Annotated in this window: 20 protein-coding genes; 14 read left to right on the top strand and 6 right to left on the bottom strand. The window is 39.6% G+C overall.

What is annotated here, in order from left to right; translation table 11 throughout:
• The first annotated feature begins 69 nt into the window (after positions 1–69).
• Entirely contained in the window at positions 70–1,260 is a 1,191-nt protein-coding gene (locus ACMGDK_RS14645) for a multidrug effflux MFS transporter (protein ID WP_436808637.1), read from the top strand.
• A 150-nt stretch (positions 1,261–1,410) separates the two neighbouring features.
• Positions 1,411–2,313: a DUF6268 family outer membrane beta-barrel protein gene (locus ACMGDK_RS14650; RefSeq protein WP_436808638.1), complete on the top strand. Its 903-nt coding sequence runs from the start codon at positions 1,411–1,413 to the stop codon at positions 2,311–2,313.
• A gap of 52 nt (positions 2,314–2,365) precedes the next feature.
• Here the strand turns inward: ACMGDK_RS14650 and ACMGDK_RS14655 are convergent, their stop codons facing one another.
• From ACMGDK_RS14655 to pepT, 6 genes are all read right to left on the bottom strand, one after another.
• On the bottom strand, positions 2,366–3,100 hold the full coding sequence (locus tag ACMGDK_RS14655; protein WP_436808639.1) for a LytR/AlgR family response regulator transcription factor: 735 nt from the start codon (positions 3,098–3,100) through the stop codon (positions 2,366–2,368).
• On the bottom strand, positions 3,090–4,151 hold the full coding sequence (locus tag ACMGDK_RS14660; protein WP_436808640.1) for a sensor histidine kinase: 1,062 nt from the start codon (positions 4,149–4,151) through the stop codon (positions 3,090–3,092). The genes ACMGDK_RS14655 and ACMGDK_RS14660 overlap by 11 nt, the downstream gene beginning before the upstream one ends.
• A gap of 76 nt (positions 4,152–4,227) precedes the next feature.
• Complete coding sequence (locus ACMGDK_RS14665; RefSeq protein ID WP_436808641.1) at positions 4,228–4,824, bottom strand: porin family protein; 597 nt, start codon at positions 4,822–4,824, stop codon at positions 4,228–4,230.
• A 390-nt stretch (positions 4,825–5,214) separates the two neighbouring features.
• Positions 5,215–6,765: a DUF3472 domain-containing protein gene (locus ACMGDK_RS14670; protein WP_436808642.1), complete on the bottom strand. Its 1,551-nt coding sequence runs from the start codon at positions 6,763–6,765 to the stop codon at positions 5,215–5,217.
• Positions 6,766–7,032: 267 nt separating this feature from the next.
• Positions 7,033–7,599 carry an energy transducer TonB gene (locus ACMGDK_RS14675; protein WP_436808643.1) on the bottom strand — a complete coding sequence of 189 codons (567 nt, stop codon included), beginning with the start codon at positions 7,597–7,599 and terminating at the stop codon, positions 7,033–7,035.
• A 6-nt stretch (positions 7,600–7,605) separates the two neighbouring features.
• A complete protein-coding gene (pepT, locus tag ACMGDK_RS14680) occupies positions 7,606–8,853 on the bottom strand; it encodes a peptidase T (RefSeq protein WP_436808644.1) in 1,248 nt (415 codons plus the stop codon).
• A 156-nt stretch (positions 8,854–9,009) separates the two neighbouring features.
• On the opposite strand from pepT, the gene ACMGDK_RS14685 reads away from it, so the two are divergent.
• The 12 genes from ACMGDK_RS14685 (at position 9,010) to ACMGDK_RS14740 (ending at position 24,110) form a co-directional block, all read left to right on the top strand.
• Positions 9,010–9,426: an RrF2 family transcriptional regulator gene (locus ACMGDK_RS14685; protein ID WP_436808645.1), complete on the top strand. Its 417-nt coding sequence runs from the start codon at positions 9,010–9,012 to the stop codon at positions 9,424–9,426.
• An 84-nt stretch (positions 9,427–9,510) separates the two neighbouring features.
• Positions 9,511–10,224 (top strand): phosphoadenylyl-sulfate reductase, encoded by a 714-nt coding sequence (locus tag ACMGDK_RS14690; protein WP_436808646.1) that lies wholly within the window; start codon positions 9,511–9,513, stop codon positions 10,222–10,224.
• Between the two features lie 10 nt (positions 10,225–10,234).
• Positions 10,235–11,143 carry a sulfate adenylyltransferase subunit CysD gene (gene cysD, locus ACMGDK_RS14695; protein ID WP_436808647.1) on the top strand — a complete coding sequence of 303 codons (909 nt, stop codon included), beginning with the start codon at positions 10,235–10,237 and terminating at the stop codon, positions 11,141–11,143.
• A 105-nt stretch (positions 11,144–11,248) separates the two neighbouring features.
• Complete coding sequence (locus tag ACMGDK_RS14700) at positions 11,249–12,487, top strand: sulfate adenylyltransferase subunit 1 (protein ID WP_436808648.1); 1,239 nt, start codon at positions 11,249–11,251, stop codon at positions 12,485–12,487.
• A gap of 3 nt (positions 12,488–12,490) precedes the next feature.
• Complete coding sequence (gene epsC / locus ACMGDK_RS14705) at positions 12,491–13,321, top strand: serine O-acetyltransferase EpsC (RefSeq protein WP_436808649.1); 831 nt, start codon at positions 12,491–12,493, stop codon at positions 13,319–13,321.
• A gap of 32 nt (positions 13,322–13,353) precedes the next feature.
• Positions 13,354–14,265, top strand: coding sequence for a cysteine synthase A (gene cysK / locus ACMGDK_RS14710; RefSeq protein WP_436808650.1), 912 nt, complete (start codon positions 13,354–13,356; stop codon positions 14,263–14,265).
• Between the two features lie 24 nt (positions 14,266–14,289).
• Complete coding sequence (gene cobA, locus ACMGDK_RS14715) at positions 14,290–15,135, top strand: uroporphyrinogen-III C-methyltransferase (RefSeq protein ID WP_436808651.1); 846 nt, start codon at positions 14,290–14,292, stop codon at positions 15,133–15,135.
• Positions 15,125–16,834 (top strand): diflavin oxidoreductase, encoded by a 1,710-nt coding sequence (locus tag ACMGDK_RS14720; RefSeq protein ID WP_436808652.1) that lies wholly within the window; start codon positions 15,125–15,127, stop codon positions 16,832–16,834. The genes cobA and ACMGDK_RS14720 overlap by 11 nt, the downstream gene beginning before the upstream one ends.
• A gap of 17 nt (positions 16,835–16,851) precedes the next feature.
• Entirely contained in the window at positions 16,852–18,525 is a 1,674-nt protein-coding gene (locus ACMGDK_RS14725; protein ID WP_436808653.1) for an NADPH-dependent assimilatory sulfite reductase hemoprotein subunit, read from the top strand.
• 137 nt (positions 18,526–18,662) lie between these two features.
• On the top strand, positions 18,663–21,536 hold the full coding sequence (locus ACMGDK_RS14730; protein WP_436808654.1) for a TonB-dependent receptor: 2,874 nt from the start codon (positions 18,663–18,665) through the stop codon (positions 21,534–21,536).
• Between the two features lie 5 nt (positions 21,537–21,541).
• The gene (locus ACMGDK_RS14735) at positions 21,542–23,068 is read left to right on the top strand and encodes a TSUP family transporter (protein WP_436808655.1); all 1,527 of its coding nucleotides are present in this window, start codon (positions 21,542–21,544) and stop codon (positions 23,066–23,068) included.
• A gap of 193 nt (positions 23,069–23,261) precedes the next feature.
• Positions 23,262–24,110 (top strand): hydroxymethylglutaryl-CoA lyase, encoded by an 849-nt coding sequence (locus ACMGDK_RS14740; RefSeq protein ID WP_436808656.1) that lies wholly within the window; start codon positions 23,262–23,264, stop codon positions 24,108–24,110.
• Positions 24,111–24,150: the final 40 nt, after the last annotated feature.

Genomic DNA, 24,150 nt, shown 5'->3' on the forward strand with positions numbered 1-24,150 from the left:
TGTTTTTTACCGGAATTTTGCCAGAAGAAAAAACGATCTGTGTGGATCGTTTAATGATTGAACCCCTTTATGAGAAACTTAAGTATCGTAGTGTTTATTCTGGCACTGCTCAACACCCTGGAATCACTGAGTATAGACCTTTATCTGCCTGCTTTTCCAAGCATGGCCCAGATTTTCCAAACCGATATAGGACATATTCAGATTTCAATTTCTGTGTTTTTTGCAGGATTTGCTTTTGGGCAGTTGCTTTGGGGACCTTTGTCTGACAGGACAGGACGTAAGCCAATGCTGTACTGCGGACTTTTCCTCTTCATTATAGGGGCTACAGCGATATTTTTTACAGAAAATATTTACGTGCTTTGGGCAATGCGTTTTCTGCAGGCATTTGGTGGAAGTGCAGGAATTGTGATCGGGAGAGCCATCGTTATCGACCTTTATGACAGGCAGAAATCTGTAGCCATATTTTCGCAGCAGTCTCAAATTAGCGGAATTGCTCCTATTGTTGCACCGCTTCTGGGAAGTGTATTTCTTAAATTCTGGGGGTGGAATAGTTCGTTCGCTTTTTTAGGAATAATGGGATTAATTACCTTTTTCATGGTTTATAAATATGTTCCTGAGACCAATCCAAGAATAAGTCTTCCTGATCTTTCAGAAACCGAAAAAGGATTAAAAAGCCATTTAAAGGCAATTATTTCAAATAAAGAATTCATCAACAGTACGATGATAGGAAGTATTGCTTTCGCTTCCCTAATCATTTATATTTCCAATGCACCGTTTTTATTTATGAAGCTTCATGGGTTTTCAAGCGGTGTTTTCAGTCTTATATTCGGTTTTAATTCATTGGCATTGATAACGGCAGCTTACCTTACCCCTAAATTAATAAAGAGAATAAGTGACACAAAACTTTTACTGGCAGCCACTCTTCTGTTGCTGATGGTATGTAGCCTCCATATTTTGATAACTGCGTCTGATCTTTCTGTGACTTTAGAAATTATGATGCTGTATCTGTCATTGCTGGCTATTGGAATTCTGTTTCCCATTACTTCTGCTCATGCTTTGTCTCCTTTTAAAGAAGGTCGCGGTACAGCGGCTGCCGTGATGGGATTCATGCAGCTGATGGTTACTTTTTTACTTTCAGGACTGGCTGGGTTTTTAGAAGCTGATTCCATTATGCCGATGGTTATTCTGCGTGCAGGCATTGCATTATTTGCAGTTTGGTTTGCTTACCGTTTATTTAAGAATAAAAAAGCCTCGGTATAATGAAACTCTAGCAGGTTCCACCTCAAAATAGATGATGTACTATTTTATATTATCATGTTGTCTTTCCGTTTGGTCATACCATTCTAGCACTTAATCAAGTAATTTTTGTGACCGCCTTCTAAAAGTATCTCTTTGCATAAAATTTAAATTATGAAGAGAAATCTTTTGGCAGCAGCCTGCTGCCTGCTCGGATATTTGGTCAGTGCACAATCCGGAATATCAGGAGAGCTTAAGACTGAATATATACCCTTTTCCAGTTACATACGTCCGGAAGACAGTGTAAAAACCAATTCTAAAAGTAACTTTAAGAGAGCAGATCTTAACCTCAGCATTCCATTGTCAATGAAAAAAGACAGCAGCGGAAAGATAAAAGCCTGGTCACTTTTACTTAGCGGATCATATGCGAAAATGACTCATAAAGACTATGAAAAGCAGCTGTTTCCCGATCAGATGCTGAATGCACAGGCCGGAATCCAGCACATAAGACCATTAGGAAAAAAATGGAGCATGATGATGGCAGCTACAGTAGGAGTTTATACAGATCTTGAGCAGATAAGTTCTGACGATTTTCTCGGACAGGGAGGAATATTATTTATCAGGCATTTCAATCCCAATCTTGCTTTGGGTGGAGGACCTGTGCTGACAACTGCCTTTGGAGTTCCTATGATATTACCGTGGATCTATTTCGACTGGAAAACAAATGGTAAAATTAAATTCAACATCAATTTCCCGGAAGGAATGGAAGCCGGCTACCTGTTTTCAGACAGATTTGCTTTAAAAGCTGTGGTCAACCTCAGCGGGATGACGGCAGAAAGAAATAAAGACGGAAAATCAATGTTGCTTGGTTACCAACAGATCACAGCGGGAATCAGGCCGGAACTGAAACTGAATGACAAGCTGAGTCTTCGTCTTACAGGAGGAACAGCACTGTTGAGAAGTTTCAGTGAGAACGACAGGAAGATCAAAAGTATTTTCAAAGAAAAAAAGATGGATGATCCCAAATTTGCCACTACATTTTATGCAGCCGTATCGCTGAGATGGAATTTGCCGTAAGGAATTAAGATGGAGCGGAAGAAGGATATTCGCTTCCCTCTTCCTTTCCTGTTTATTTACTGATAAGCTTCTTATACACCACCTGATTAAGCAGTTCTTCTTTTCGGGTACGGGAAATAGGAAGCTCTGTTTTATTGATGTAAAGACGTCCGCCTGAGATCATATCGATGTGCGTGATATTGATCAGGAAAGATTTGTGGATCCTGAAAAAATGTTCTGACGGCAGGGATTCTTCAATAGCCTTCATGGTTTGATGAATGACCAGAGACTTGTCTTTAAAGTGCAGTTTCGTATAGTTCTGCATACTTTCAATATAGAGAATATCCACCCAGGAAACTTTTACAAAAGTATCAGATTGTCTTACATACAGAAAAGGATCATCAAAAGGAGAATTCTTCTTTATCTTTTCAGATACAATAAACTGCTGTTGCGCTTTGTTCACCGCCTGATAAAAACGGTTAAAGGCAATGGGTTTCAGCAGATAATCCACAACCTGCAGCCGGTACCCTTCCAGGGCATATTCGGAATAGGCGGTTGTAAGAATACATAAAGGCGGATTTTCAAGCTGTTCCAGGAATTCAAGACCGCTTAAATAAGGCATATTTATATCCAGAAAAAGAAGATCAATTTCTTTTTCCTTCACTACAGCATCAGCTTCCAGTGCTGTGGCACACGTACCCTCAACGGATAAAAAATCGATCTGATCTGCCAGCTCTTTAAGGTGGAATCTGGCCAGAGGCTCATCATCGATGATCAGGCATTTCATTTTAGGGATATTACTGCTCATTATTGTCAGATAATTGTAGGGTTAAAGTTACTTTGTATACATTATCGGCTGCCACAATGGTAAGCTCGTGAGTATTCGGATACTGTAATTTCAAACGCTTTTGTACATTTTGAAGCCCGATTCCGCCGGAGCCGTCCTTCTTTTTATAGGTTGCCGGCTCTGAATAGGAATTTTCAGCATAAAACAAAAGAAAACCGTCCTTCTCTATACATGAAATCTTTACATAGCCCTTGTGCCCAGGCAATCTGCATACATATTTAAATGCATTTTCGATAAATGGAACCAGAAGGAGAGGAGCAATAAATGACTTGTTATTTCCGGTACTCCAGTCTGCATTCACTTCCAGCTCATTTCCCCATCTTAATTTTTCAACTTCTACCAGATTCTGCAGATGTTCAATATCTTTATCCAGGGGAACCAGACTCTGGCTGCAGTGATAGAGCTGGTAACGAAGAATGTCTGAAAATTTAAGGAGCAGATAATCCGCAAGTTTCGTATCCGTTTTCATCAGAATATGAATATGATTCAAAATGTTGAAAACCACATGAGGATTGATCTGGTCCTGCAGCAGCTTGAGCTGGTTTTCTAAATGAGCCTGCTGAAGAAGAATATGATCCCGTTCTATTTTTCCGTGCTCCTGGTAGAATTTGATTCCGCAGACAGAACCGTTAACCAAAAAAGAGGCTGGAAGAGCCAGATAAAATCCTTTCCATAAAAACGGTAGATGATCCACGAAATCTGCTGGGAGCTGGTTTTTTGAATTGATCTCAATGTAGGTGAAAATGAGTGAATAGATAAAGCTCAGTAAAAGTATAATTCCGGTGGCCTGGATCAGAAATAACTTCATTCTCTTTAGCCTTAAAGCATTAGGAAGAAGTCGTGTCGTAAGAAAATGAGTAAAGATAAATGAAGTAACAGCAAGAACAACCGTTTGGAATATGGCTGAAACTTTGTCGGAAGTGGCCTGGAAGTTAATATAGACCGCAGCGGCAAAAACGAGCCAGAAAATCGTAACAAAAAAATATTTTCTTAAAATAAAAGGTTTTGTCATGGATAAGATAACATAGGTTATAAAAAATTAGAAACCGCCGGACGCAGTTTCTAATAGGTAAAGGTACTTTAAGTTTTTAGAATAAGAAATATCCTATCCCGAGGGTAAAGCCGTTGGGTTTAGATTTAAACTCCTTACTGATGCTCGTAAGCCCTGTTTCATATCTGAGGTCTGCTGTAAAATTTTTATAATCTACCCCGATACCTCCTGTAATTCCGATGTTTGATTTATCAAAGCTTTTAAAGCCCTCCTGCAATGCTTTGGAGGTTGACAGATTATTTTTGAATGCATAGCTGTAAACTCCTCCGGCAAATGCCCTTACATTAAAATCCTTCGTATTGATCAATTTATAACCCACTACTATCGGGATGTCAATAGAGTTCCAAGTCAGCTTTGGAGAGCTTCCGTCTTTGGAATTGTAAGAGGTTTTTCTCTTGTTAAATAAGGCTTCTCCTTGCACATAGAGGCTTCCAATATCCATTCTTGTCATAATTCCTCCCTGATATCCAAAACCATATTTTCCTTCCAGTGCAGAAGACTCCGTTGAGGTTTTAGTATAGGTTGCCCCACCTTTTATCCCGATGTGGAAAGCCGGAGTTTGCTGTGCTTGGGTTTCAACCGAACAGGTAATACATAATAAAAATGAGCTTAGTGCTAAAATTTGTTGTTTCATAAATTGCTGTAATAATTTGATGCAAAACAACAACTATGAAGGAGATGATAAAATTTTATTTGATAAACGGCAGAGATGCTTGGATAAGACTCTGTTTTTAGCTGAAAAAGGATAAAGAAAACCGGAAGATCTCTCTTCCGGTTAAATTGTTTGTTAATAAGGATGATGCCCGGAGGGCAGCCGCCTGTACCTATGGCATCCGCTTATTCCGGAACCAAAAACTGTTGACAGGCCTCAAAGGCTTCATTCTTTTCATGATTCAATTTGATTAAGTTACAAATCATGTTCTTGTAAATATATAAATGCCAAATTGGTTTTATTTTTAAATATTTGTTTGTAAGCAATATGCGAGTCTGCTGATAATAAAGAGCTTCATTTTTACAGGTAGCATTAGTTTTTAATAAACTTCAGACTTTTTTTAAGGGTATTATTTTCATTATAAATATTAAGCACATATGTACCTTCCGATAAATCTGTAACGATAATTTCATTTCCATTTGTGTATCCATTTTTTATAATATTACCCTGAAAATTGAAAATTTTATAAGGAACCTGTTTATTTTTCAATCCATTTATTTTAACAACTCTGTGTACAGGATTAGGATATAGTTTTATGTCGCCGTAGGTAGCAGACTCTGTAGTTTTTAATGAAGCGGAGCAAAGCTGTAAATTAGAAAAATTGATATCAGGAGATTGTGTAGGAGCAGAAACATTTAAATAGGAATTTACCTGTGTTTGTTCATTGGTAAAACCTCCGTTTTTTAGAAAGAATTTGTTATTTACGGTTCCTCCTGAGGCATCTATCCGCTGTTGGGCTGTATAGGTAGCATCTACAGTAAACATTGCCTTGGATACGGGCAGCCATTGTCCCTGGACAGTTCTTACCCATTGGTTTCCGTATTCAGCTTTTCTGTCCAGATAGCCATTGTCTGGTTCGAAATTTTCAACAAAGCTGTGAAAATTTTTCAGATAGGTATTGGTATAGGGTCTTTTCCAGCTTGCAATCAGTTGCCAGGAAGCTGCTTCGGGAGCAAAAAACCATGCTGTATAATCAGTATTGCCTGCTCCGTCAGGGCTTCCTTTCAAAAGAAGTTTGTAGGTAACTCCGGCTTTCCAAGGATATTTCAAATAGCTCTGTCCGCCAGATCCTTCGTTACCAAATTCTCCAATGGTAACATTTGTTCCTTTGCAGTTTAATTTTATTTTCTGATCTTCAGGGATCGTAGTCGGGTCATCTGTTATAAACGGGCTCCATACAGAGAATATGACCTTTCTTTCGGTGGAAGAATTTACCTGCATACCAAAGTAACCCTCGGCAAAACCATTGGCCATAAAATAAGATCCAACTTTATCCTTCCCGATGGGAACGGTCACCTCATTATAATAATATGAAATATCACTGGTGGTAGGTATAGTGTAGTTCAAGTGGCAGGATGGACCTCTTCTTGCCCAATAATAATATGTGGGGTCATTACTGAAGATATTAGTTCCTGATGCTGCAGGACCGTCAAACAAAATGTGGGATACATCTGCAAAATAATTTCCGGTTTTGGTAAGACCTTGTAAATCAACTTTTACATAGCCTGGAGTTACACTGAAGCTTCCGGCAGGATAGGTATTATAAGAAGAACCGCTCATTGTAATGTTTTGCGAAACTCCATTCACTGTTATTTTAACAGTACTGCTTCCGGAAGGAACTTTTGCTTTTAATTTAAGGTTTAAGGTTCCGCTGTTACTTACTTTAAAATAGGTACTTACTACCGTACCCGGATTCGTCCAGTTGCCGAGGCCATTGTTTGTTATCTTTTCTGCATACGCACTTGCTGTAGAGTAAGTAACAAATGCATTCCCTGCCAGAGGAACCTCGTGGATTGTGTAATTGGTTGATAATGATGCTTTTAATGGTGTTATGCCAATGCAGGTAATAACTATGAAAGTCATTAATACTAGAGTAGATTTTATCGTAATCATTTGTGTTTTAATTTATACAAAAATAAATAATAGGAATACTAAGTAGCGTATAATTACAGGTAATCTTTTATTTTAATGTGAATTGATTATTTTACGAGTTCTTTTATTGAAAATATTTTATTTTTTAATTCAATGGCTTAAAAAAATAATTGAAGCTTTTGTGGTTGTACGGTATTACATATCCGTTTTTCGTCTTAAAAAGAACAAAACCCGCTGCGGTGGCGGGTTTTTGTTATATTATTTTTTTAATGTTAATGTTAAAGGAATAGAGACTGTAGAAGAAACCGGTTTTCCGTTGTGCTCTCCGGGTTTCCACCTACCTTTCTCCCTGATGCGGTAAAATGCAGCCTCAATAAAGGCATTGAGATCCTCATTGTTTCCCTTTACATGAGCATCCAGAGCGTCTCCTTTAGTGTTTACCACAAAACTAAGAGTTGCTTTATAAGAATCTGAAGCGTTGTTGAAAAAAGTGCGGTCAACAGCTTCATATAAAAGCTTTTGAAAAGATGCTTTCCCTTTTTCATATTCGGCTTCTCGGGTAAGTTTACCTTTTGTAGGTGGATCCTGGGCAATCAGTTTCTGGTCTTCTGTAGATAATTTAACCAGAGCTTCCTTGTATGTGTTGATTTTGTCTTCGGTAAGAAGCCACTCCTGCTTAGTTTTTAAATCATTAGGCTTAGGGTATTTTTTGTAGAGAGCCTTTTTCTTTCTTTCATAGCGTGAATCGGCTTTATCAAATTCAGAGATTTGTGCCTGGCTGAAAACAAAAGATATGATGAATACTAATGCTAAGAGTCTTTTCATAATCTATTAAGCTTTTACAATATTAATGATTACTTCAGTTGCTTTTTCCATGCTTTCCAGAGCTACGTATTCATAAGGCCCATGGAAGTTCATTCCTCCTGCGAAAATATTCGGACATGGAAGTCCCATATAAGATAGCTGAGCTCCGTCTGTTCCACCTCTGATTGCTTTTATTTTAGGCTCAATATCCGCTTCTTTCATAGCTTTTGCAGCAAGGTCAATAATATGCATCTTTCCTTCAAACTGTTGCTTCATGTTTCTGTACTGCTCTTTTATTTCCACTTCGGCAGTACCTTCACCGTATTTTTGGTTGAATTCAGCTACTTTTTCCTCCATGAATTTTTTTCTGGCTTCATATTTTTTCTCATCATGATCACGGATGATGTATTGAAGCTTAGCCTCAGAAATATCAGCTGTAATATCCATTAAATGATAAAATCCGTCAAAACCTTTAGTCGTAGCAGGAGTTTCATTAGCTGGAAGCATCTGGGTAAATTCAGCGGCTAAAAGACCCGCATTTACCATTTTTCCGTAAGCATAACCTGGATGTACACTTAATCCGTGGATTTTCACCACAGCTCCTGCAGCATTGAAGTTTTCATATTCCAATTCTCCCACTTCACTGCCATCCATGGTATACGCCCATTCTGCACCGAATTTAGCCACATCAAATTTATGTGCGCCTCTTCCGATCTCTTCATCAGGGGTAAATCCTACAGCAACTCTTCCATGCTTAATTTCCGGATGGGCAATAAGATATTCCGCAGCCGTTACAATTTCTGCACAGCCTGCCTTGTCATCAGCCCCTAAAAGTGTATTCCCGTCTGTAGTGATCAGGGTTTGTCCGATATATTTTTTTAAGCTTTCAAATTTTGAAGCGGATAGTGTAAATCCTGTAGACTGATTTAGAACAAGATCACTTCCGTCATAATTTTCCCAAACCTGTGGTTTTACATTTTCACCACTGAAATCCGGTGAAGTATCATAATGTGAGATAAAACCAATGGTAGGTCTGTTATCATCCTCCAGGTTAGAAGGAATATATCCCATAATATACCCGTTGTCATCAAGTGAAACATCTTCCAGACCAATGGTTTTCAGCTCTTCAGTAATATATTTTGCAATGTCCCACTGGCGTGGAGTAGAAGGAGTTGTTTCGCTTTCTGCATCACTGGTTGAATATATTTTTACATAAGCGAGAAAACGGTTCATTAACTTCTCTTTCCACAATGGGTTGAATTCTATTATACTCATCGATCATAAATTTCCAACAAATATACAATGTAAATTTTTCAAATCTGAAATTTGGACCATCTTTCTGGCATATTTCAAACCGTAATAAAGTTTCACTTTTTCAATTCCGGGTGGTGATTTCGATAATCAAATAAATTATCATAACTTGCATCAATTATGATGTCCAAACGTTGCAAATATGCATTGAAAGCAATGGTGAGATTGGCAAGAAACTACAATCAGGGGTTTTTGTCAACTGCTATTATTGCACAGGATGAGAATATTTCCAAAAAATTTTTAGAACAGATTCTTCTTGAGCTGAAAAGAGCCAAGTTGGTCAACAGTAAGCAGGGAACAGCAGGCGGCTATTACCTTCTGAAATCACCTGATGATATTTCATTGGCTGATATTTACCGGATTTTTGAAGGCCCGATTGCATTAACTCCCTGTATTTCATTGAATTTCTATGAACCTTGTGATGACTGTGTTGATGAGGCTACATGCTATCTCAGAAATGAGCTGATCATTGTAAGAGAAAAAACAAGAAAAAGCATGATGGAAGCTACCCTTACTTCCTTTATAAAAAACAGCTGAATTTTTTTTTAATTTTTATATCCTACTAATTTGGTAGGATAAATAGGATTTATATATATTTGCAGAAGTTAATTTCAATTAAAAATGGAAAACGCTCTGAAAATAGAATTTACTAACCTACTTGAAAATGCCTCTACAGGTGTTTTTAATACCGATTTTTTGCAGGTTCTGGCAGAAAAATTTCCGCAAGAGGTGATATTTTCTACCAGCTTCAGCTATGAAGACCAGGTTGTGAATCATCTGGTAAAAAACCTTGATATTGATATTTTCACACTCGATACGGGAAGACTTTTTGAGCAGACCTATGAAACCTGGACCTCATCCAGGGCTTTTTTCAAAAAGAACATTAAAGCCTATTATCCGGATCCGGAAGCCCTGCAGAAATTTGTCTCGGAAAACGGACCGGATTCCTTTTATCAGTCCGTGGAAAATAGAAAAGCTTGCTGTAACATCCGAAAGGTTCAGCCTCTGAAAAAGGCTCTTCAGGGATACAAGGTCTGGATAACAGGTTTGCGTTCAGAACATTCCCTAGGAAGGGGACAAATGCCACAACTGGAGTGGGATCCGGATCATCAGATCATCAAGTTTCATCCTATCCTTCACTGGACTACGGAACAGGTGGCAGACTATGTAAAAACACACCAGCTTCCTTATAACCACCTTCATAAGAAAGGATTTGTAAGCATTGGATGTGAACCCTGCACAAGGGCTATTAAAGAAGGCGAAGATTTCAGAGCCGGCCGGTGGTGGTGGGAAGATGCCGATAAGAAAGAATGCGGCTTACATGTTCATCAATAAAAAATATACTATGTCATTATATCAGTTAAATTATTTAGATCAGCTAGAATCCGAGTCCATTTACATCCTCAGAGAAGTTGCAGGACAGTTTGAGCGCCCGGCATTACTGTTCAGTGGCGGAAAAGACAGTATTGTTCTGGCTCATCTGGCAGCAAAAGCATTTCCTCACGGAAAGATCCCTTTTACATTTGTCCATGTCGACACCGGACACAATTTTCCGGAGGTTTTAGATTTCAGAGATCACCTGGCCAAAGCACTAAATGTGGATCTGGTTGTGCGGAAAGTGGAAGACACTATTAATAAAAGAAAGCTTACAGAACCGAAAGGTAAGTTCCCGAGCCGCAACTGGCTGCAAACCTTTACATTGCTTGATGTAATTGAAGAATTTGAGTTCGATGCATGCATAGGAGGAGCAAGGAGAGACGAGGAAAAAGCCCGAGCAAAAGAAAGAATATTTTCTGTAAGAGACGAATTCGGACAATGGGACCCGAAACTTCAAAGACCAGAGTTGTGGAATATTTTCAATGGAAAAATTCATAAAGGTGAAAATGTAAGGGTTTTCCCAATAAGCAACTGGACGGAACTTGATGTCTGGAACTATATCCGCAGAGAGCATATAGATCTGCCATCCATTTACTTTTCGCATGAAAGAGAAGTTGTAGACCTTAACGGGCAATGGATTGCTAATTCTGAATTTGCCGTTTTGGAAGAAAGTGATATCGTAACCACAAAACGGATACGCTACCGCACCGTAGGCGATATGACCTGTACTGCCGCCGTAGAATCTGAAGCGGCTACCGTTGACCGTGTAATTGAAGAGATTGTTGCTACCCGAATTTCAGAAAGAGGAGAGACGAGGATTGATGACCGTGTTACTGAAGCGGCTATGGAAGACCGGAAAAAAGGAGGCTATTTCTAATAGTAATGTGCAATGAGTAATAAGCAATAATGTAAAAAATAAACAGCAAATCTATACTTATTACCATCACTCATTACTTATCATTTATCACTTATAAATAAAAACGTGGATATATTAAGATTAATAACAGCAGGAAGCGTAGATGACGGTAAAAGCACCCTCATCGGAAGACTGCTTTACGATAGCAAGAGTATTTTGCAGGATCAGCTGGAAGTACTTGAAAAACACTCTAAAAATAAAAACGATGATGGGGTAGACCTGGCTCTTTTAACGGATGGGCTCCGTGCAGAAAGAGAGCAGGGAATTACCATTGATGTTGCTTACCGATATTTTTCGACATCAAAAAGAAAATTTATTATTGCAGATGCTCCGGGACATGTTCAGTATACCCGAAACATGATTACCGGAGCTTCTAATTCAGATCTCATGGTCATTCTCATAGATGCCCGTAAAGGAGTTATTGAGCAGACGAGGAGACATTCCATTATTGCCTCATTGCTAAAACTGAAAAAAGTGGCCGTTGCGATCAACAAAATGGACATGGTGGATTATTCAGAAGATGTTTTTAAAACTATTAAAGCAGATTATTCTAAAATTGCAGAAGGTCTGGGGTTGAATGATGTCACCTACTTTCCCATTTCTGCACTAAAAGGGGATAATATCGTTTCCTTATCTTCTGTTACAGACTGGTATAAAGGAAGTTCCCTTCTTGAATACCTGGAAGAAGTACAGCTTGATCAGGAACAAAATAACGGAAGCCGTTTTCAGGTGCAGTATGTCATCCGCCCTCAGACCGAAGAATTACATGATTACCGCGGTTATGCAGGACAAATCTTAAGCGGAGGCTTTCAGAAAGGAAACAAAATAGCCATACTTCCTGCAGGGATCATTACAGAAATTTCTGCAATAGAAGTGAATGGTGCTGAGGTTCAGGAGGCTTTTGAAGGACAGCCAGTTGTTATCCAGATTAAAGATGATATAGATGTAAGCAGAGGAGATTCCTTTACATCGGCAGAAGAGCTTCCCAATGTTGAAAAAGAAATAGAAGTACTCCTGTGTTGGCTTGATCATAAAGCCCTGCAGCCGGGCAATAAATATCTGCTGCAGCATCACAGCAGACAATTAAAAGCTGTAGTAAAACAGGTTGATTATAAGATTAATGTCAATACACTGGAAAAAGAAACGGCAGAAGAAGATATAAAGCTCAACGAAATTGCTAAAGTGACGATACGGACAGCACAACCTTTGGTGTTTGATGATTTTATAAGCAATAAAAAAACAGGATCCGTTATTCTGGTAGATGAAACATCCAATGCAACCGTAGCAGCCTGTATAATTCAGTAGAAAATGGAGATATCAGATCATTTTATTAAGAGAATCCTTGAAAAAAAGCAAAACAGCTCCATCAGTTTCTTTGATCAGAACAAAATGGAAAAGTTTGTCATGGAGCTGTATAATCTCCTGTTTCTTCCCAAACAGATAAACACAGGTGATCAGCTTGATCAGGATTTTGAAATGCTGAGTAAACTTCTTTTTGATTTAATAGGAAGTACAGAGGTTGATGAGGTTTCCGTTGAAAATCAGGCCAATGCTTTTTTTCTGGCCCTGCCAAATATCTATGATAAGTTGATTCTCGATGCTGAATCTATCCTGGAATTTGATCCCGCAACAGAGTCTTTGGAAGAAATACTTCTCTCTTATCCAGGTTTTTTTGCGACCTATGTTTATAGAATTTCGCATCAGCTTTGGATTCAAAAAGTAAGAACACTGCCACGTGTCATCTCAGAATATGCGCACAGCAGGACAGGAATAGATATTCATCCCGGTGCCGTCATTGGAGAACATTTCTTTATTGACCACGGAACTGGGATCGTGATCGGGGAAACAACAGTTATTGGCAATCATGTGAAATTATATCAGGGAGTAACGTTGGGAGCCTTACATGTTTCAAAAGATAAAGCCAATGAGAAAAGACATCCCAATATTGAAGATCATGTTATCATTTATTCGGGCGCAACTATTTTAGGAGGAGATACAACCATCGGCAGAGACAGCATCATAGGTGGAAATGTATGGATCACCCAAAATGTACCTTCCAATTCCTTAGTCTATAATAAAAGTGAAATAAAAATAAAAGATAACGGACCTCTTCCCGAATCTTTAACATTTGTGATATAAACAGCAAAAAAACAACATAAAATTAAATCGGTATGAAGTTCCAAAACACATTAGAAACAATCGGAAATACCCCGGTCGTAAAAATTAATAAACTTTTCGGTGCCGGGCATGACATCTGGATCAAGCTGGAAAAAGCCAATCCCGGAGGAAGCATTAAAGACAGAATTGCTTTATCAATGATCGAAGATGCTGAATCTAAAGGCCTTTTGAATAAAGACAGCATCATCATAGAACCTACAAGCGGGAATACAGGAATTGGACTTGCCCTGGTAGCTGCTGTAAAAAATTATAAGCTGATTCTAGTGATGCCGGAAAGTATGAGCTTGGAACGCCGTAAAATTATGGAATCATACGGAGCAGAATTCGTTCTGACTCCCAGAGAAAAAGGAATGAAAGGAGCCATTGAAAAAGCGGAGGAACTTGCAAAAGAAACCCCGAATTCATGGATTCCGAGACAATTTGACAATCCTGCGAATGTGAAGGTGCACATTGAAACCACCGCTCAGGAAATTCTGAAAGATTTTCCGGAAGGATTGGACTACCTGATTACAGGCGTAGGAACGGGAGGACACATCACAGGGATTGCACAGGTACTGAAAGAGAAATTCCCCAATATCAAAGTAATTGCTGTTGAGCCCGAGCTGTCTCCTGTGCTCAGCGGAGGTGCTCCCGCTCCACATCCTCTGCAGGGTCTGGGTGCCGGATTCATCCCTTCCATACTTGATACTGCAATATTAGATGAAATTGTTCAGATCAATAAAGACGAAGCTTTTGAATACACGAAAAATGCCGCCAAAAAAGAAGGCCTTTTTGTTGGGATTTCCACTGGAGCAGCTTTAGCAGCAGTAGCCAAGAAACTACCTGAAATTCCCGAAAGATCTACCATTTTAACGGTAAACTATGATACAGGCGAAAGATACCTGTCCGTCGAAGGACTTTTCTAGACACCTTTAATAAAAAGATTAAAAATGAAACAAAATAGTAATTCACCACAGGTTTTCCTTGTCGGTGCAGGACCCGGCGACCCTGATCTGATCACTGTAAAAGCTGTAAAAGCCATTGCCGCCGCCGATGTCATCTTATGTGATCGTCTCGTAAGTCCTGAAATAATAGACCGTTACGCTAATAAAAAAACCGAAATTATATATGTCGGAAAAGAATGCAGTAAAAATGCCTCTACACCACAGCCCCACATCAATACATTAATTGTTGACTATGCTTCCCAGGGAAAAACTGTAGTAAGGCTTAAAGGCGGAGACATATCCTTTTTTTCAAATGTTCTGGACGAATTGAAGGCCCTTAAAGAACATCATATCACATTTGAAATTATACCGGGAATTACAGCAGCTTCAGGAGCTGCAGCTTATGCAGGAATACCCTTAACGGCAAGAGGTTATGCCACATCAGTCCGTTTCCTGACCTATTATAAAACAGAAATTCTCAGTGATGAATACTGGAAAGAACTGGGAACATCAGAAGATACCCTTGTTTTTTATATGTCTAAAGGAAACCTTAACAGACTGGTAGATAAATTCTTAGCACTAGGCAAGACTGATGAGAAGAAGATTGCGGTTATTGAACAGGCTACCACACCTTATCAGAAAGTATACACTTCATCCATAGAAGATTTTCATGCAAAATTTGGAAGTAAAGACTTTGTATCTCCATCGCTGGTCATTATCGGCAGGGTAGTGAATCTGCATCAGGATTTTTCCTGGCTGAAAACACCTATACAGGAAGGGATTTACTTTAAATCTGTGACTAACGGAACCTTAGTATCAAACCATCAAAACCTATTCGAATATGCTGTCTGAAACTAAATTAAAAGCCCTTAAAGAAATATCCGGCGATTTTTCAAGAGATGAAGCAGTCTGGGCCAGTGGTTTTCTGGCAGGACTTGCAGGATCGTCTGCTGAAGTACAGGAGACTCTTTCTCTTACTGCTCATGCCGACACGGTTTCTGCAAAGAAAATTACCCTTGCCTATGGTACTGAAACCGGAAACAGTAAGAAGCTCGCGGTAGAACTTGCGGGAATCATCAAGAAAAAAGGCATTCAGGTAAAGCTGGCAGACCTTTCCCAGTATAAGCCGAAAGATCTTGCCAAAGAAGACCTTTTCTTTGTCATCATCAGTACCCAGGGAGAAGGAGATCCGCCCATTCTTGCGAAGAAATTTTATGATCATATTCATAAAAACGACTTCAACATCAGTAATTTGAAATTCGGAGTCCTTGCTCTGGGAGACAGCAGCTATCCGTTATTCTGCAAAACAGGGGAAGACATCGATTCCCGTTTTGAAGTACTGGGTGCACAGCGCATTCTTCCTCTGAAAAAATGTGATGTTGATTATGAAGAGGAAGCTCATACTTGGGCCGAACATATTCTAGATGTTGCTCATAAAACAAGGGAAAGCAGCCAGAAAAACACAGTCACGTCAAAAATATCGACAAGAAGAAAGAAATATCACGGGAAAATTTCAACAATCATCAATTTAAATGATATAGGGTCTGATAAAGAAACCTATCACATTGAAATAGAGACAGAAGAACCTTTAATTTACAGCCCGGGTGATGCATTGGGAGTTATCGCCCTCAATCCGAAACATGAAGTGGATGAGATCATTAGCCTTACCGGGATTAGTCCTCAAAAACAGATTACAACAGCAAAAATTACGGCCGGTGCAGAAGAGCTTCTCTACAAACATCTTAATATCAGCTATCTGCTTAAAAGTACAGTTGCTCAATATGCACAGATCACAGGACAGCATATTCCTGAAGTAAGGTTAAGTCTTCTTGATCTGCTGCGGATCTATCCGGTGAAAAATATAGAGGATTTTGAACAGGTACTTAAGGTTTTAACCGGGCAGTCACCACGCTTATATTCCATTTCTTCATCCCTGGAAGCTCACGGGGATACCGAAATTCACATCACCGTGGCGAAGTCTGAGTTTTTTATTAATGATAAAAAGCAAAACGGATTATGCAGCAGTTTCCTTGCTGAATTTAAGGAAGGAGAAAACCTTGAATTTTATATCCAGGAAGCCAAACATTTCAGACTTCCCAAGCCCGATAAAGATATCATTATGATCGGTCCCGGAACAGGGATTGCGCCTTTCAGATCCTTTCTTTACGAACGCGATGCGATAGGTGCAGAGGGCAGAAACTGGCTCTTTTTCGGTGACTGGACATTCGTTTCGGATTTTCTTTATCAGGCCGAAATACAGGATTTTCTGAAAACCGGGACTTTGACCCATCTGGATCTGGCTTTTTCCAGAGACACCGACGAAAAAATATACGTTCAGCACAGGCTGGAGCAAAAAGCACAGGAAGTCTATCATTGGCTGGAAAGCGGAGCATCACTCTATGTCTGCGGAACCAAAGATCCCATGAGTAAAGATGTTGAAAAAACCATTCTGAACATCATTCAGGATAAAGGAAAACAAAGCTTGGAAGAAGCCCGGAATTACCTGGAAGAACTGGAACTCAGCGGCAGATATGTAAAAGATGTATACTAAATCATAAACGGATTAACATGACAGATAAGAATAACCTTTCGCCTGTAGAAAGGATAAAAACAGCCAGTAACGGGCTAAGAGGGACTTTAAAAGAAAGCCTTTTGGACGATTTTACAGGAGCCATCAGAGAAGATGACCAAACACTCATCAAGTTCCATGGAATGTATCAGCAGGATGACCGGGACAGACGTGAAGAAAGAGTCGCAAAAAAACTGGAGTGGCTGTATTCCTACATGATCAGGCTGAGGCTTCCCGGAGGTTTTTTAACTTCAGAACAGTGGGCAGGACTTCATGAAATTGCAGAAAATCATTCCACAGGAGTGATCAAAATTACCACACGCCAAACCATTCAGCTGCATGGGATTTTAAAATCTCATGTAAAACCTACCATTCAGAGCTTTAATCTCCAATATCTGGATTCCATTGCAGCCTGTGGGGATGTGAACAGAAATGTGACCTGTACTTCAAATCCTTCCGAATCGCCTCTGCATCAGGAGGCTTATGAACTGGCAGGAAAAATAAGCGAAATGTGCCTGCCTAAAACAAAATCCTATTACGATCTGTGGATCGATGACGAATTGATGGTTGACAGAAAAGCAGAAGAAGATCCCTTATATCAGGACAGATATCTGCCGAGAAAACTGAAAATCGGAATTGCCATTCCGCCCAATAATGATGTGGATGTTTTTATTAATGACATAGCACTGATCGCTATCATTGAAAATAACAAAATTGTAGGGTATAATATCGCAGCAGGAGGAGGTCTTGGTGCAACCCATGGAAACGAAGCGACCTATGCGCGTCTGGCATCTCTTCTGGGTTTTGTAGATACAGAAGAAAAAGTATTGAAAGCGGTGTATGAAATTATCACAGTACAGCGCGACTTTGGGAACAGAAGCGACAGAAAGCTATCAAGATTAAAATATACGATAGACAAATTAGGCATCGAAGGATATAGAAATGAAGTAGAAAAAAGGTGTGGTTTTAATTTTGAGCCCGCCAGGGAATTCAAGTTTGAACAGAGAAAAGACCGCTACGGCTGGACCCAAAATCATGAAGGGAAATGGTTTTATACTTTATTCGTAGAACACGGACGCGTGCTTGATACGGAAGAATATCCTTTAAAATCAGGGCTGTTAAAAATTGCTGAAACCGGAAAAGTCAATTTCCGCCTTACCTGTAATCAAAACCTCATCCTTTCTGATATTCTCGAAGAAGATAAAACTAAAATTGAATCTCTGCTTAAAGAATCAGGAATATCCACTTATACAGACAAAGCCAGCGCCCTGCGTAAAAATTCCGTTGCCTGTGTAGCATTGAATACATGCTCGTTGGCTTTGGCGGAGGCTCAGCGCTATTTACCCTCTTTAGTCACTAAGATAGAGCCTGTCCTTGAAAAATACGGGCTTCAGAATGAAGATATTACCATCAGAATGACCGGCTGTCCTAATGGCTGCGGAAGATCGCCCAATGCTGAAATCGGATTTATAGGCACAGCGTATGGCAAATATAACCTTCATATCGGTGGCGACAGACTGGGAATGCGCCTGAATACAAAATTCAGGGAAAATATTGGTGAAGAAGAAATTATAGAAACTCTTGACCAGCTTTTCGGAATCTATTCACAACAAAGAAACGCAGAAGAAACATTTGGAGATTTCTCCTACCGCTATTTGCAAACCGTAAAATAAAAAATATGACCAACCTCCTTTACAGACAGAAAAAAGCTAAAAAACATGATCAGAATCTTTTAGAGCTCCGAATGTGTATGTGCTGTTCATTAGTTGACGACGCATAAATCATTTTTCAACCCTAAAATTTTAATCAAGTGAAATCCATACACCACCCATATTTTAAACAAAAAATCATCCTTATATTATTTACCCTTTCTTTCTCTGGCCTTGTACAGGCGCAGCAGCTCATTGAAGTAAGCGGAATTATTAAACATACAGACACCCATAAAGGCATTGCCGGAGTAAAGATTCAGGTAGAACATTCTCAGGATACGTCAGTAACTGATCAGGAAGGAAATTTCAGCCTGAGAACAAGGGTGAAAATACCCTTCAGAATTGTCATTGCCAAAGAAGGATTTGCCAGCCAAACGACTGAAATATTGTCATTGTCCAGTAAAATTGCAGTAGAGTTAAATCCTCAGAATACCATCATCAATGAAGTAGTGATTTCTGCTTCACGTGTTCCTGAAAAAATACTGAGATCACCGATTGCCATTGAGAAGATTGATATTAAAACCATCCGGGAAAGTCCGGCTGCCTCATTCTACGAAACATTGGAAAATGTAAAGGGGTTGCAGCTTTTAACCTCAAGTCTTACTTTAAAAGTGCCTAATTCCCGTGGATTCAATTCTCCGAATAACTTCAGATTCATGCAGCTGGTAGACGGGGTCGATGTACAGTCTGCCACACTTGGAGTTCCGTTGGGAAACGCCATAGGCCCGACAGAATTAGATATCCAGTCCATGGAAATTACTCCCGGAGCTGCTTCTGCCCTGTACGGAATGAATGCTGTGAACGGATTGGCGAGTCTCCAGACAAAAGATCCGTTTACCTCGGAAGGCATAAGTCTTTATTTCAGAGGCGGTGTGAACCATGTGGATAATGTGAATCATAAAACAGCTGCCTTAGGAGAAAGTGCCATCAGAATTGCAAAAGTTATTAATAAGAATTTTGCCGTAAAGATCAATGCCTCTTATTTCAGCGGAGTTGACTGGATCTCGGATAACCGCACGGACCAGAACCCCAATTCACTAATCACTGCCAATCCAAACTTTCCCCTGACCAACAACCCGGCTGAAGACCTCTGGAATAAATATGGTGATGAAAGAAACAACCGTACCTCTGTAAAAGTAAATTACAACGGAAAGCCAACCTCTTTTAACATATCAAGGACAGGATATGATGAAAAAGACCTGATAAGCCCTGAAGTGAAAAATGTGAAATTTGATGCAGGATTGTTCTATCGCTTTGGAGATCAGTGGAAAACATCCTATGTGTACCGTTACGGATTACTCGATGGTACCTTTCAGAGAGGAAATAAGATCCGCCTTCAGAATGCAACCGTTCAGAACCATAAAGTAGAATTGACGGGCAAAGAGTTGACGTTCAGGGCATATATGTCCATAGAAAATACCGGAGACTCTTATAATCTTAAGCCTTTAGCCGATAATCTGGACCTTACCAATCTGTCTAATACCAACTGGAAAAATATCTTTCAGAATACTTTGCAGGACAGGCTTAATTCAGGAGTGAATCTGAATGATGCTTTTATTTTGGCGAGACAGGAAGCCGATAAAAACAGAGTCATTCCGGGAACGGCAGCTTTTGAACAGTTAAAAAATACAATCATCGGGATCAATAACTGGGATTCAGCCAACTCCGGAATTGCAGGAGCACCTGCTACAGGAGGGGCAAAGCTTGAACAGAAATCCCATTTTTATCAGGGCGAAATTACCTATGATTTCACTCGATTTGTAAAGATTTTCAGCCTTCTTGCAGGAGCAGATTACCGCCTTTACAGCATCACTCCTGACGGAAATAACTTTGTTGATTTCGACAGGCCGGTCAGCGAACGGAATATTCCTTTACCTGACGGAACCTTCGGGAACAATGTCATTTACCAGAAATATGGAGCATTTGCCCAGCTTACCAAGCTTTTTTTCGATGATAAATTAAAAGTAAATCTGGCTCTTCGCGCCGATAGAAATCCTGAGTTTGAAACTAAATTAAATCCAAGGGTAAGCGTGGTTTATTCTCCGGTTAATCAACATAATTTCCGGGTTTCTTTTCAAAATGGTTACCGTTTCCCTTCTTTATTTGAAGCCCTTTCATTCGTGAATAACGGAAATGTAAGAAGAGTAGGTGGGCTTTCGAAAGCCAATGACGGATTGGGTTACCTTGAAAACTCATATACGCTGGCTTCTATTGACCAATTTGTTTCTGCAGTCAATAAAGATGTAGACGGAGGGCTCAATCAGAACCAGGCTGCACTGAAAAACAGAGCCCTGTTGTCGGCTGCCAATCTCCCGAAATTACAGCCTGAAAAGGTAACCTCTTTTGAAATAGGCTATAAATCAGCCTTATTCGACAGCAGGCTAGTCATCGACTGGGACTTTTATTATAATGTTTATGAAGGTTTTTTGGGACAGGTAGAAGTAGCTGTTCCAAAAAATGAAAATATCGGTAGTGATCATGCGGTTTTAGCAATGCTGGACAGAAGTAAGCAGGACCGATACAGAGTATATACCAATAGCAACAGTAAATATAAAAGTCTTGGAACATCCCTGGGAATAAGGTATAATCTGGTGAAAAACTATAATGTGAACGTCAACGTTTCGTATAATGACCTGGTTTCAACCAATACTTCTGACCTTTTTATTACGGCTTTTAATACCCCTAAATGGGCGGTCAATTTAAGTGTTGGAAATAGGGAGATTATCAAAAATATAGGATTTACAGTTGCGGCGAGATGGCAGAATAGTTTCTTATGGGAAAGTCCGTTAGCTTCCGGAAACATTCCGGCCTATTATACCATTGATGCTCAGGCAACATGGAAAATTCCGGAAATCAAAGCAAGTGTGAAAATCGGAGCAACGAATCTGCTTAACCGCCGGTATTTTCAGTATGCGGCAGGGCCCGAGATCGGAGGACTGTATTATGTTGCATTTACTTATGATCTAAAACTTTAAATAAGATGAGTAACTTTTTATATCCCATATTCTTAAAACTCGAAGAATTATCACTGCTCATCATTGGTGGGGGCAATATTGCCTTGGAAAAACTGGAATCTGTTTTAGCCAATTCTCCGGGAGCGCGTATTAAACTTGTAGCACTGGAAATAAGTGATCAGGTTAAAGAACTAAAAAAGAATTACCCCAACCTCACCCTGCACGAGAGGTCTTTTACCGATAATGATTTTAACGGTGCCGATCTTGCGATTGTGGCGGTTAATGATATTTTTGTCGCTGAGCAGATCCGTGACAGGGCTCATCAGAATAATACACTGGTGAATATTGCCGATAAGCCAGACCTGTGTGATTTCTATCTGGGTTCCATTGTAAGAAAAGGAAATCTTAAAATTGCAGTTTCTACCAACGGAAAATCTCCGACGGTAGCCAAACGGTTACGTGAGATTTTAACGGAAACAATTCCTGATGAAGAAATGGATGGGCTGTTAGACAATATGCAAAACATCCGCAATCAGTTAAAAGGAGACTTTACTTACAAGGTAAAAGAGCTGAACAGGCTTACAACACAATATCTGGGTGAAAAAAAGGAGCAGCCTGCTGAAACGAAACTGGAGATGGAAAAACTAATCAGCATCACCAAAACAGTACAGAGAAGAGCCAATATTTACCTTGGAATCATAGGGATCTTGACACTTATTGGTGTATTGGCGTTGATTATTTATCAATTTGACCTGTCCGGGGATATTCAGAGTTTTCTCAGTAAAGACGGACATATTTTTTACTGGATGCTGCTGGCCGGATTTCTGGCAGAAATTGTCGCCGGATCTATGGGTATGGGATATGGAGTGATCTGTACAACAATCCTTCTGCTTCTGAATGTTCCGCCGCCGGTGGTAAGCGCAAGTATTCATTCAGCGGAATCGTTCACGTCGGCAGCAGGGAGCATCAGCCATTATAAATTAGGGAATGTCAACAAAAAAATGGTTTGGGTTTTGTTTCCTGTAGCAGCAGTGGGGGCTTTTATTGGAGCTTTTGCGCTGTCTCATTTTGGGGAACATTATGCCCATATTGTAAAACCGGTCATCGCCTGCTATACCCTGTACTTAGGAATCAACATCCTTAGAAATGCTTTTAAAGGAAAAAATAAAAAATCAGGAAACAACAGACAGAAAAAGAGAACTAATCTCAGAATATTGGGACTGGCAGGAGGATTTATTGACTCTTTTGCCGGAGGAGGCTGGGGACCATTGGTGACCGGAACCCTGATTAAAGAGGGAAGAACGCCCCGGTATGTGGTGGGAAGTTCAACTATGGCTAAATTCTTACTAACCGTAGTCAGCGCGTTAACCTTTATTTTCACCATCGGGATCCATCACTGGAATATTGTGCTTGGTCTTCTTCTGGGAGGTGTTTTTACAGCTCCTTTTTCAGCAATGTTTGCCTCGCGTCTTCCTGCCAAAAAAATGTTTGCGGTAGTAGGTGTGGTGGTGATTGTGATGAGTCTGATTACGATTGTAAAATCATTAACATAGCTATTTTTTGAATCAGAATATTGGAGATAAACACCGGTTTTCATGTCTGGTCTGGTTTATCCGGAATTACATATCAGTTATCGAAATTTTAAATTGAATATAAATATTTGAAAATCAAAATAATGTTAGATTTGTATGTGCCGTATATAAACTTGTTTAGTTTTATTATATTTGAGAAAATCAAAAAGTAAAAATGTTTCTTACTGAATGTCCTAGAGATGCCATGCAGGGTTGGGGAGAATTTATCCCTACCGGCAAAAAAATAGATTACATCAACTCTCTGATGGAGGTTGGCTTCGATGTATTGGACTGTCTGAGCTTTGTTTCCCCAAAAGCAATTCCGCAGATGGCCGATTCTGATGAGGTGGCTGAAAATATTGATAAATCCTTATCCAATACCAAAGTTTCCGCGATCATCGGGAATTACAGAGGAGCTGAAAAAGCATTAAAACATCAGAGCGTAGATATTTTAGGATTTCCGTTCTCTATTTCCGAAACATTCCAGCACAGAAATACCAACAAAAACCAGGAAGAGGCTTTTAGCGAGATCATCAGGATACTTGAGCTTGTTAAAAGTGAAGGCAAGCAGCTGAATATCTATTTTTCTATGGCCTTTGGAAATCCTTACGGAGAAATGTGGAAATGGGAAGATGTAGATTTCTGGGCCAAAAGGTTTTCAGAAATTGGAATTAAAGATGTTTTGCTTTCTGATACTACAGGTGTCGCCACTCCTGAGACCATTGCCCTTTTATTTGAAAAAATTCCATCTAAATATCCTGAAATTAATTTTGGAGGGCATTTTCATAACCGTTATGAAGATTCTTATTCAAAATTGAAGGCCGCTTACGATAAAGGCTGCAGAAGATTCGACAGTGCGATTAAAGGAATTGGTGGCTGTCCTATGGCCAAAGATGATCTGGTAGGAAATATGCCTACTGAACAGGTGATCAACTTTATGAGCGTAGAAAAAGTAGAACACAAATTGAATCTGCTGAATTTTGAAAGTTCGTATAATAAAGCGAAGGATATTTTTCATTTTTAATTAAGAAATAACATCTTGTAAATCAGATAGATGGATCGGA

It is taken from the genome of Chryseobacterium hilariae, assembly GCF_051400735.1.
Lineage (GTDB): Bacteria > Bacteroidota > Bacteroidia > Flavobacteriales > Weeksellaceae > Chryseobacterium.